Raw genomic sequence first — 11,320 nt, forward strand, 5'->3', positions numbered from 1 at the left:
TCCTCAGGAGTCGATGGGGCGGCCGGTGAGCGCGACGAACGCGTCGTCCAGCGTGGTCTGTTCCAGCCGCAGGTCGGCCGCGACGACCTGATGGCGGGCGAGAACGGTGGTGACCGCGAGCAACAGGTCCCCACTGCCGGTCACGACAAGCTGGCTGCCCGCGCGTTCGACCGAGCGCACCTCGGGCAACGCCAACAGCACGGCGTGGTCCAGCGGCGCGGACGGCCGGAACCGGATCCGCTGCCGACCGTCCACCTTCGACACCAGCCCGGCGGGCGTGTCGATCGCGACGACCCGCCCCGCGTCGATCACCGCCAGCCGGTCGCAGAGCCGCTCGGCCTCCTCCATGAAGTGCGTGACCAGCAGGATCGTCACGCCCCGGGCCCGCACCCCCTCGATCAGATCCCACGTGTCCCGTCGGGCCTGCGGGTCCAGCCCGGTGGTCAGCTCGTCGAGCACGGCCACGCGCGGGTCGCCGACCAGCGCCAGGGCAATCGACAGCCGCTGCTTCTGGCCGCCGGACAGCCTGCGGAACTGCGTGTCGAGCTTGTCGGTGAGACTCAGCGTCTCGATCAGCTCGTGCCAGTCGGCTGGGCGGCGGTAGAAGGAGCTGTAGAGCTCCATGGCCTCGCGCACCTTGAGCTTCTCGGGCAGCTCACTCTCCTGCAGCTGCGCGCCGAGCAACTCGCGAAGCTCTCCGTTGTCGCGTCGCGGGTCGATGCCGCAGACACTGACACTGCCGCCGTCACGGGCGCGCAGACCTTCGACGCACTCGACGGTGGTGGTCTTGCCCGCCCCGTTGGGGCCCAGGATGCCGAAGATCTCGCCCGGCTCGACGGAGAAGCTCACCCCGTCCACGGCGGTGTGCTCGCCATACCGCTTGACGAGCCCGTCTACCTCGATGATTCCCATACGAGAAGCCTGCCGCCCACCCCGGCTCCCCCGAATCGACCGCGCGGCCAGGCCTGACGACGACCACAGTGGACCCGGCCATCAACCGATCGGTTGATCCCCAGCTCAACCGCCCACCGATCCGGACCTCGGTCCACACCGGTATTGGGCATCGCATGCCCGCCCATCACGAGCCACGACGCCCTGCCGACCGCCTCGACACCACCTGCACAGACCCCGCCCAGTCACGCCGCCAAGATCGACAGCCCGCCAGCACACCCCGCCCACCCAGGGGTTTTGGGTCCCTACTCAAGGCTAGGCGAAGTCGATCACTGTCAATAGCCCTCGCCGAGACCTGTGGACGGACAAGAGGGGATGTGGACAACTCCGGGGCTCAGCGGGGGCGGCGGACGACCCGGGGGGCGGTGTAGCCGTGGAGGCCCTCGGTGCCGCCCTCCACGCCCAGGCCGCTGTGTTTCAGACCGGCGTAGGGCTGATCGGGGCCGAGCTCCGCGTGGCCGTTCACCCACACCGTGCCCGCCTCCAGCCTCCCGGCGATCTCGTGGGCGCGGTCGATGTCGGCGCCCCACACCGAAGCACCCAGGCCATAGGAAGTCGAGTTGGCGGCGGCGATCGCCTCGTCGAGGTCGGTGTACGGGAGGACAGGCAGGACCGGACCGAACTGCTCCTCGTCCACCACCACCATCCCCGCCCGCACATCCGCCAACACCGTCGGCGCGTGGAAACGGCCTGCCCCATCGAGGCGGCGGCCCCCGGCAGCCACCCGCGCACCTGCGGCGACAGCCGAGGAGACCAAGTCGGCGACGCGGTCGAGCTGCTCGGGTGTGGTGACCGGCCCCAACTCCGTCCCCTTCACCCGGCCATCCCCCACACGCACCGACTCGGCCCGCGCGGCCAGCGCTGCCACCATCGCCGCATACCGGTCGGCGGGCACGTACAGCCGCTTGACCGCCATGCACGCCTGGCCGTTGTTGGCGAACGCCTCCCAGAACATCGTGTCCGCGATCGCCGCCGGGTCGACGTCGTCGAGCACGATCGCCGGGTCGTTGCCGCCCAGTTCCAGTGTGGCCGACCTCAGACCAGCCCCCGCCGCCGCAGCGACGTGTCTGCCCGCGGAAACCGAGCCGGTGAAGCTGACGTGCGAGGTCGCCTCGTGGGCGACCAGGGCCGCGCCCAGCTCATCGGGTCCATTCAGGACAGTCAACACCCCCGGCGGCAACACCTCGCGCAGAATCGCGCCCAGGAGCAATGTCGCGAGCGGCGTGTGCGGCGAGGGCTTCACCACCACCGCGTTGCCCGCACGCAACGCCGGGGCGATCTTGGCAGCGGCGATCGCGACGGGGAAGTTCCACGGTGTCACGGCCGCGACTACGCCGTGTGGACGTCGGGTCAGCTCGACGCGGGCCCGTCTGCCGTCGCCGAGCTGCTCCATCGGCAGCTCCATGCCCGCGTGCGCCCGCAGCACGGCGGCCGCCGAGTAGGCCTCGCCGATGGCCATGGCGATCGGCTTGCCCTGCTCGGCGGTCACCAACGCGCCCAGACGGGCCGACATCGATGCGACCGCCTTGCCCGCCGCCAGCAACGCCGCGCGGATCGCCGCATCGTCGCGCGCCCACGCGGGTTGCGCGGTCACCGCCGCCGCCATCGCCTCGTCCAGCAGGGCCGCGTCGCACACCGGGGCGTGCGCGATGATCCCGCCCGTCGCCGGGTCGTCTACCGCCAGTGTCTCGGCCGTGGCGACCGCCCGGCCCGCGACCGTCATCGTGACGTCGGTGTCCGGCAGCGAGATCACGGTCATGTCTCCCCCTCGGCTCACATCGCGCCTTCGTCACGCGCCTGCAGGATGTTCCGGAACGCAGGCCGGAAACCGAGCACGTCGCGCGCCTTCGAGATGTCCAGCGCGCAGGACGACAGCACGGCTCCCGGCAGGTCGGGCAGGCCTTCGGCGGCGGATCCCGGCCCACCGGCCGGGATGTCGAAGTCCGCGGCGACGGACCGCAGCTCGGCCGCCGTGGTCGGGCCGTCGTCGCCGAGGTTGAACGTGCCGCGCACCGGTTCGTCCGCGCCGAGAGCGGTGAGCACACCCTGCCGCACATCCGCGTGGTGCACGAAATGCAGCCGATCGTCCGGATCCGCGGACTCGGCCCAGTGCAGCGCCTCCGCCAGGTGTGGATCCCGCTCCCCATAGGTGAACGCGACTCGCAGAACGCATGCCGCCAGGTCACTGTCCGCATAGCCGGACAACGCGCGCTCGGCGCCCAGCTTCGCTGCGGGGAAGCTCGCCGACGGCGCGGCCAACACCGGCGCGTCCTCCGCGAGCACCCGACCCGGGTCCGGTTCGTACACGAGATAACTGCTCATCGACACGAACCGCCGCACCCCGGCCGCCAGTGCGGCGGCGGCGAGCTTGCCGGTCGCGATCTCGTTGAGCTCGTCGGCCCCCGCCGCGTCCACGCCCTGGAACGCCGACGCGATGTGCACCACCGCGTCCATGCCCTCCACCGCCGCCCGGCACACCGCGTCGTCGCCGAGGTCGCCCATCACGATCCGGCCACCGGGTACGGGCGGCGGCCCCGGCTCCGGCGTCCAGACCAGCATGCGCAACGTCGCGCCGAGCTTGCTCAGCAACGGCACGAACCGGGCGCCTACCCGGCCGGTCGCGCCGGTGAGCAGGATCCGGGCGGGCACGCGGTCGACCCGGGGCTGCTGTCGCACGGTCACGGACACACTCCTCATGCGTCGTCGCGGAGCACGGGCTTTCCCGTGGCCGCCAGTCGTTCGAGCAGTTCGATACCGCGCTCCACCGGCGGCATGGCGTGCAGTTCCGCTTGCAGCCGGGCAGCGTTGCGGCGGTAGAGGTCGTCGTCCAGCACGGCGCGCACGGACTCGCGCAGCCGCGTCGCGGTCGCCTCGGCCTCACTCAGCCTGATCGCCACGCCCGCCGCCGCAAGGCGATGCGCGTGGTAGGGCTGGTCGACGGCGACGGGTACGACGACCATCGGCACACCGTGCCGCAGCGCGCCGACCGTGGTCAGGTAGCCGGAGTGCTGCACGAGCACGTCGGTGCGCGACAGGATCTCCTCCTGCGGCACGTAGTCGACCACACGCACGTTCGGCGCGTCGATACCGACCGCGTCGACGTCCACCCCGGACCCGACGGTCATCACCACGTCCACGTCCTCGTCCCGCAGCCCGTCGGCCAGCGCGCGGAACAGGTGCGGGAACTCGTTGAACGCCGTGCCCATGGTCATGTAGACGAGCGGCCTGGTCCGGGGCGCGGTCAGCCAGTCCGGCACCGCCGCCGGGACCTGGTAGAGCGGCGGCATCACCAGGTGGTCGACGTCGCCGGACCGGTCGCCGCCGAACCAGGCCAGCGGGTTGTCCGACAGCGGCTGCATGCTGGGGATATAGGAGTCCAGGTAGAGATACGGATACAGGCGGTGCATCCCCGGGTCGGGGTCCAGGCCCAGCCGCGTCCGCGCCGCCGTCCACGCACCGGACATCACCTCGGCCGTCACCGCGCGCGGCAGCCGGGGCAGCTGGCCGAGCGCGGCGAACGGCACGCCCGCGCTGTCGGCGGCCAACGGCCCGGCCCACTCCAGCGACTCGTGCAGCACCACATCGGCGTCCCGCTCGCGGACCGTCTCGACGATGCCGGGGATGAGCGCGGCCGTGGCGACGGCCATCAGCCGCAGCCTGCGCCGCTGGTCGTCGAACTGGTCGGTGCGCGGCCCCTCGGCCAGCCAGTCCGGCCCCAGCTCCACCACCTCCAGCCCGGACCGGCGCACCCACGGCGCCAGGCCGCGCCCGGTGGCGACGACGACATCGTGGCCCGCGTCCCGGGCGGCGATCGCCAGCGGCGCCACGGCGTGGAAGTGCCCGGTGGCGGGTTGGCAGGTGACGACTACTTTCATCGTGGGCGCGACCTCCGCAGAATCGGGGATGCCCGTGCTGGTCAGGATTCTCGTGCACGGGCGGTGCGCGACAACACCTTCCCGAGGGAGCACCGATGCCCGAGACCCGAGCCGCCGTCGACTTCTTCGCCACGGCGGCGGGCGCCGAGTACGTCGCCGACCCGTACCCCTGGCTGCGCGAGCTGCGCGCCGCAGGCCCCGTCGTGCCCACCGAGGCGGGCTTCTGGCTGGTGCCGCGATACCGCGATGTCGTGGCAGGATTGCGGGACCCGCGCCTGTCCTGCGAGCTCGGCCGCCTGCCCGCCTACGCGGACTACTTCCAGGCACGCGGCATCGACGACCGCTTCCCGCCGCCGCTCAACGCCCTCGACGCCCCGGACCACACCCGGCTGCGCGCGGCGATGAGCAAGGAGTTCGTGCCACAGGCGGTGGACCGGATGATCCCGACGATCGATCGGGCCGCCCGGTCGGTGGTGGACTCGCTGCCGGACGAGGGCGAGATCGACCTGGTGTCGACGGTGTCCTACCCGGTCCCGATCGCCATCATCGGCGCGCTGTTCGACCTCCCGGACGAGGACCTGCCGACCCTGGCCCGCTGGTCCCGCGCGTTCGGTTCGGCCTCGGACCCCGATGTGCTGCTCGGCCCCGCCCAGGTGACCGCCGCCGCCGACGCGACCCGGGAGGCGGGCGAGTACTTCGGTCGGCTGGTGGGTCGTCGGCGCCGGGGTGGGGACGACCTGTTGGCGCGGTGGCTGGCGGGGAGTCGTGCGGAGCGGACGTTGACGGTGGCGGAGACGCTGGTCAACGGGGTGTTCCTGCTGATGGTGGGGCACCACAACACGGTGAGTCTGATCAGCAACGGGATGTTGGCGCTGCTGCGTGCTCCCAGGCAGCTGGATCGTCTTCGGTCGGATCCGTCGTTGATGGACTCGGCTGTGCATGAACTGCTTCGCTATGACAGTCCGGTGCAGACGGCTACCCGAGCGACGGTCGAACCGTATGAAGTGGATGGAGTGGTGATCCCGTCCGGCCATCCGATCCTGTTCCTCCTGGGCTCGGCCAACCGGGACGAGACCACGTTCCCGTCTCCCGACCGGCTCGACCTCGCGCGGCCCGATGCCAACCGCAACCTCGGTTTCGGGCGCGGGGCGCATGCTTGTGTCGGGGGGTATATGGCGAGGTTGGAGACGGCGGCGACGTTGCGTGCGTTGTTGGCGCGTTATCGCACGATCGAGATCGCGGGCGAGCCTGTGCGGCAGATCCCCAGCATGAGCCTGCGCGGCCTCGCCGCCTTCCCGATCCGCGTGGCCCGATAGCCGGAGTGGTCACGGACGAGCCGTACCCGCCTGCCCGTCCGTGATCACTCTTCATCGACCGCGATGCCGGCGTGCCGTTCCGGCCCTCCCGACACGCCGGCGCGTCAGACCGTCCAGACCGGCCCTGGCAGCGACTTCGACCCGCGCTCCAGGCTCAACGAACCACCACGGCGCGCACCCCTGCCCCAGCACGCCCCACGTCATGATCCACAAGGCCGCACCGGCCATACCCCGCCCACCCCTGGGGTTTTCGAGCCCTTGTGCAGCCTATGCGTTGTGGATCGTCGTCAATAGGCACGGCGACAGCCTGTGGATGAATCCGCAGGTATGTGGACAGCCCGACCTTCCGCGCCCCATCTGACCCTCGCAGGCCGCCGCCGCGCCCAGCGCAAGATCGACAATCGGCCGCGCGGCACGCCCCGCCCGCCCCAGGGGTTTTGGGTCCCTACTCAAGGCTAGGCGAAGTCGATCACTGTCAATAGCCCTCGCCGAGACCTGTGGACGGACAAGAGGGGATGTGGACAACTCCAAGGCAGGGGCATCAGTCCAGGTGGGGGCGGGTGCTGTACTCCGCGACCAGCTCGGACAGCAGTGCTCGTGCCGGGCCACCGGGGCGTTCGTCCACCAGATCGCCCACGACGGCGGCGACTGTGCCTGCCAGGGTGGTGATCTCGGTGGAGGTCAGGTCGCGGAAGGCGAGGTCGTTGGTGCCGAGGCGGACACCGCTGGTTTCCCTGGTGGGGCGAGGGTCGGCGGGTACCAGGTTGCGGTTGGTGAGGAGGCCGAGGTCCTGGAGGGAGTCGGCGACGACGCGGCCGGAGACGGGGGTGGCGCGCAGGTCGAGCAGGACCATGTGGGTGTCCGTGCCGCCGGTGACCATCGGGACGCCCCGGTCGGTGAAGGCGGCGGCGAAGATGCGGGCGTAGTCGACGACGCGCTGCATGGCGGCGCGGAAGTCGGGCGTGGCGGCGTGGCGGAAAGCGATGGCCTTGCCCGCGATGGCGGCGAAGTCGGGGGTGCCCTGGAAGCCGGGGAACACGGCGCGGTCGATGGTCGACGCGGACACCCTGGTGGGTTCGCCGAGCATGACCAGGCCGCCGCGCGGGCCGCGGAGTTGCTTGTAGGTCGACGTGGTGACCAGGTCGCAGAACGCGGCCGGTGACGGGTGGACGCCCGCGGCGACGAGGCCGCTGATGTGGCTGATGTCGGCCAGCAGCAGCGCGTCCACGCGGTCGGCGGCGGCGCGGAAGGCGGCGAAGTCGAGTTGGCGGGGATAGGCCGAGCCGCCGCAGATCACCAGGCGGGGGCGGGTGCGGGCGACCAGGTCGGCGAGCGCGGCGGGGTCGACGGTGCCGTCGTCGCCGACCAGGTAGTGCGCGGCGTCGACACGTTTGGAGATGCTGGCCTGGCGGGACACGTGGGACAGGTGGCCGCCGTGGGCGAGGTCCAGGGACAGCACGCGGTCGCCGGGGTCGAGCAGGCCGTAGAGGACGGCCAGGTTCGCCGCCGAGCCGGACGCGGGCTGCACGTTCGCGTGCGAGACACCGAACAGGGAACGCGCGCGTTGTCGGGCGAGCGACTCCAGGTCGTCGATCGCGACGGCGGCGGGGTGGTAGCGGGCCCCGGGGTAGCCCTCGGCGGTCACGGCCCAGAAGCCCGCGCCCGCCGCGGCCGAGACGGCGGGGAGCGTGGGGCTGGACGCGGCGACCAGGTTGAGCGTGCGGGCCGCGTAGGCGAGGTGGGCGCGGGCGAGGTCGGCGACCGCGCTGTCCTGTCGGTCGAGCAGGCCAAGTGCCTGGTCGGCGACGACGGCCGTCACGGGGACACCGGCCAGGCCGCGCCGACACCGGGGAGCGCGAACGCGCGGTTGAGTACGGCGCCGACGACGCGGGAATCGTCGTCGGAGAGGTAGAAGTGGTTGCCGGGGAAGACTTTCAGGTCGAACCGGCCGGTGGTCAGGGCCGCCCAACCGGCCAGTTCGGACAGTTCGACGTCGCGGTCCTGGTCACCGGTACAGACGAGGATCGGACAACGCAGGAGCGGCTCGGTCTCGGGTTTGTAGGTCTCGCTGATGCGGTAGTCGGCGCGGAGGACGGGGAGCAGCAGCTCGCGCAGCTCCGGGTTGGCGAGCGCCTGCGCGCTGGTGCCGCCGGAGTCGGCCACCTCCCGCCACAGCTCGTCGTCGTCGAACAGGTGCGCCTGTCGGCCCGGGTCCGCGGGGGCGGTCCGCCCGGAGACGACCAGCAGCGTGGCGCGCACGCCGGATCGGGCCGTCTCGTAGGCGACGGCCGCGCCCAGGCTGTGTCCGAAAAGGACTGTGGGGCACGGGGGCAGGTCGGTCAACGCGCGGGCGACGTCCTTGGCGAGCGCGACGAGATCGGTGGGCGGCGGCTCGGCGAGGCGCTCGCCCCGGCCGGGGTACTGGACGCCGACCAGGTCGACGCCCGCGGGGAGCGAGGTGATCCAGTCCCGGAAGAAGGTGGCACTGCCGCCCGCGTGCGGGAAACACACGAGCCGCAGCGCGGGCGCCGCCGTCCGGCGGTGCCATCGCAACACGGGCGAGGCGGTGATCACAGCGACACCTCCACAGGGTCGGGAAATGGGGCCGCGCCTTGGACATGGCGACGGGTGGGGAACTCGCGTGGACCGGACGTCAAGGGCCCGGGAATCGGCCTGTGGACAACTGTCCCGGCCGGGATGAAACGGTCGGGGATCCCCCGAGATTCCATTCTACCGGAGGGAAAGGGGTGGCCGGGGTGCCGACGATCTTGCCGGTGGACAACCGTCCCAGATGGACTGGCATGCCCGGGGATCCCCCGAATTTCCATCCTATCGGCAGAAGGGAGCCGGGCGCGGGCTTGGCGGTCTTGGCTGTGGACAACCGGGGGACGTGTCATGGGGAGACCTCTGCGGCGTGCAGGAACAGGTCCGCGCCGAGGACGTCCGGATCAGGAGGGTTGATCAGGTCGACCGGGCCGAGATGGTCGGAGATCTCCTTGGCCAGGGCCGTGACGGCGAGGTGGTACTGCCCGTACGGCATCGGGTCCGTGCCGACATTCGACCACATCGTGCGGATGGCCGCACGGACACCGGCGGGCCAGAGGTCCGACAGGACGGCCGACATGGCGGGGGCGTCGGGTGGGCCCAGGGACGTGGTCGGGTGGTCCAGGTGGGCGTCGGTCAGTTGGTCGAAGGAGCCGACGTCGTTGGAGTCGGCGGGAAGATGGGGGCGGGGGGACCAGAGGACGGGGCCCGCGCTGCCGAGGAGGGTCAGGGTGCCGCCCTCGGTGCCCAGGGTGATCCGGTGCCAGAGGTGCGCGTGGTTGTCCGGGCGGGCGGGATCGAGTTGGTGCTGGATCCGCAGCGTGACCGGGATGCCCGCGATCATGCCGTCCAGCGAGCGGAACGGGGGCCGGGCGCGCATCCGGGGGAACTCGGCGGGCGCGGGCGCCGGGGCGAAGGACCACGGGCGCAGGGTGCCGAGGGACTCGCCCAGGACGTCGAGGAGCGTGTAGAGGACCTGGACGCTGGTGATCGCGTCGAGGAACAGCGGGGGCTGGTGGCGCAGGAGGGTGCGGACGGCCTCGATGAAGCGGCGTACCGGGGCGACGTGCACGTGGTGGCTGGTGAGGCGGTAGTGGGTGCCGGTCTCGCGGGCGGTGCGCAGGCAGGCGGCCAGTTCGTCGGCGTGCAGGGGGTGTTCCTGCAGCACCGGGACGCCCCGGCGGAGCAGGTCCATGGCGAGGCGGGCGCCGGGGCCGCCGGTGGGGGCGGAGCCGACCACGACGCAGGCCAGGTCGATGTCGGGTACGTCTGCCAGGGACGTGTACAGCGGGACGCCGAAGCGGGCGGCCACCGTGCGGGAGCGGGCGCTCCCCCGGGCCAGCAGGCCGACGGCGGTGAACGGGAAGTCGGGGTCGGCCAGGGCGGCCAGGTGGACGCGGCCGAAGCCGCTGCCGCACACCAGCACCCGGGGGGCGGTCACAGCGCGCCTTCCTCGACGGGCTCGGGGATGTCGACCGGGCCGTCGAGGAGCTCGAAGCCGGTCAGCACGCCGGTCGTGGTGAGGGCGTCGACCAGGGCGGGCGGGTCCAGGGCCTCGGCGGCGTAGTGGGCGCCGACCGGTACCCGACGCTCCAGGACCTGCAACGCGGCAAGGCCCAGGACGGTGCCGGTCAGGGCCGACGTGTCGGCCGAGCGGACCACGACGGAGCGCACCGAGCCGTCCGACCCGGTCAGCTGCTGGACGATCAGCTGGTAAGGCTCGCGGCCGAACAGGTCCAGGTCGGCGGCGGCGGCCAGTTCGCGGGCGGCCTCGGACAGGTCGCCGACGCCGGACATCGCGCCCTGGTGGCGGCTGAGGGTGGACATCATGTGCGTGCCGCCGTCGAACACCGAGTACCAGCGGACGGTGTCGAGCCCCAGGTCGACGGCCAGCCTGCGGGCCTCGTAGCCGAGATAGGGGAAGGCGCTGACCGGCCCGGGGAAGCGCGGGAGGTGGACGTCGGCGAGCGGGGGCAGGGCGCGCGGCACGAGCCTGCCGCCCAGCCAGGCCGCGCGGGACTCGGCCTCGCGGTCGCCCAGGCTGAGCAGGTAGTCGACGGCGCCCTGCGGGGTGAGCCGGTCCATGACGCCGACGTAGGCGGTGAGTTCGCGGGGTTGCGGGACCGTGGTGGCGAGCAGGCGGGGCAGCAGGCCGGTCAGGCCCGGCATCATGCCCGCGGTGACCAGGGCCCGTCTGCCGGACGCGGCCGGATCGGCCGCGGTGAGGCGGTCGTGCAGGGGTTCGTCGCCGCCTGCGTCCACGTAGTCGGCTCCGGCGGCGAACGCGGCGACGGCGACGCGGTCGAGTACCTGGTAGGAGGCGCCACTGGCGTTGACGACCAGGTCGCAGCCACGGCAGAAGTCAGCCAACGCCACCGGGTCGTAGACATCCACGGCCTGGGCCTCGCCCGCGCCACCGAGGTCTTCGCGCACGACCGCTACGGCACGCTCCACCGAACGACCGCCGACCCGCAACGGACCGGAGTACTCACGCCCCAACAGACGAACGGCCGCACGACCGACGGCACCGTAGCCGCCGACGACACCGATCCGAGTCATCCCAGCCACCCCCGCACCACGAACCTGGAAGCTGCGCACGGTGACACGGGCTGCTCGCAGGCAGGTCGAGCGACG

The 11,320-nt window shown here is 72.2% G+C and carries 9 protein-coding genes; 1 reads left to right on the plus strand and 8 read right to left on the minus strand.

The features are described 5' to 3' along the window. Nucleotides 1-3 precede the first annotated feature (3 nt). The 4 genes from C503_RS0102325 to C503_RS0102340 all read right to left on the minus strand — a co-directional run bounded on the left by C503_RS0102325 (nt 4) and on the right by C503_RS0102340 (nt 4,826). Nucleotides 4-912 (minus strand): ABC transporter ATP-binding protein, encoded by a 909-nt coding sequence (locus C503_RS0102325; protein ID WP_018680588.1) that lies wholly within the window; start codon nt 910-912, stop codon nt 4-6. Between the two features lie 373 nt (nt 913-1,285). After that, a complete protein-coding gene (locus C503_RS0102330; protein ID WP_018680589.1) occupies nt 1,286-2,710 on the minus strand; it encodes an aldehyde dehydrogenase family protein in 1,425 nt (474 codons plus the stop codon). Between the two features lie 14 nt (nt 2,711-2,724). After that, nucleotides 2,725-3,633: an NAD-dependent epimerase/dehydratase family protein gene (locus tag C503_RS0102335; protein ID WP_018680590.1), complete on the minus strand. Its 909-nt coding sequence runs from the start codon at nt 3,631-3,633 to the stop codon at nt 2,725-2,727. An 11-nt stretch (nt 3,634-3,644) separates the two neighbouring features. Next, nucleotides 3,645-4,826 (minus strand): glycosyltransferase, encoded by a 1,182-nt coding sequence (locus C503_RS0102340; protein ID WP_018680591.1) that lies wholly within the window; start codon nt 4,824-4,826, stop codon nt 3,645-3,647. 95 nt (nt 4,827-4,921) lie between these two features. Here C503_RS0102340 and C503_RS37525 point away from each other — a divergent pair, with 95 nt between their 5' ends. Beyond that, on the plus strand, nt 4,922-6,142 hold the full coding sequence (locus tag C503_RS37525) for a cytochrome P450 (RefSeq protein WP_018680592.1): 1,221 nt from the start codon (nt 4,922-4,924) through the stop codon (nt 6,140-6,142). 541 nt (nt 6,143-6,683) lie between these two features. Here the strand turns inward: C503_RS37525 and C503_RS37530 are convergent. The 4 genes from C503_RS37530 to C503_RS0102365 form a co-directional block, all read right to left on the minus strand. Continuing rightward, nucleotides 6,684-7,961: a serine hydroxymethyltransferase gene (locus C503_RS37530; RefSeq protein WP_018680593.1), complete on the minus strand. Its 1,278-nt coding sequence runs from the start codon at nt 7,959-7,961 to the stop codon at nt 6,684-6,686. Further along, complete coding sequence (locus tag C503_RS0102355) at nt 7,958-8,716, minus strand: thioesterase II family protein (RefSeq protein WP_018680594.1); 759 nt, start codon at nt 8,714-8,716, stop codon at nt 7,958-7,960. The genes C503_RS37530 and C503_RS0102355 overlap by 4 nt, the downstream gene beginning before the upstream one ends. 319 nt (nt 8,717-9,035) lie before the next feature. Then, nucleotides 9,036-10,127: a Gfo/Idh/MocA family oxidoreductase gene (locus tag C503_RS0102360; protein ID WP_018680595.1), complete on the minus strand. Its 1,092-nt coding sequence runs from the start codon at nt 10,125-10,127 to the stop codon at nt 9,036-9,038. Then, nucleotides 10,124-11,245 (minus strand): saccharopine dehydrogenase NADP-binding domain-containing protein, encoded by a 1,122-nt coding sequence (locus C503_RS0102365; protein ID WP_018680596.1) that lies wholly within the window; start codon nt 11,243-11,245, stop codon nt 10,124-10,126. Before C503_RS0102365 ends, C503_RS0102360 begins: the two co-directional genes overlap by 4 nt. Nucleotides 11,246-11,320 lie beyond the last annotated feature (75 nt).

Source organism: Actinokineospora enzanensis DSM 44649, assembly GCF_000374445.1.
Classification (GTDB): domain Bacteria; phylum Actinomycetota; class Actinomycetes; order Mycobacteriales; family Pseudonocardiaceae; genus Actinokineospora; species Actinokineospora enzanensis.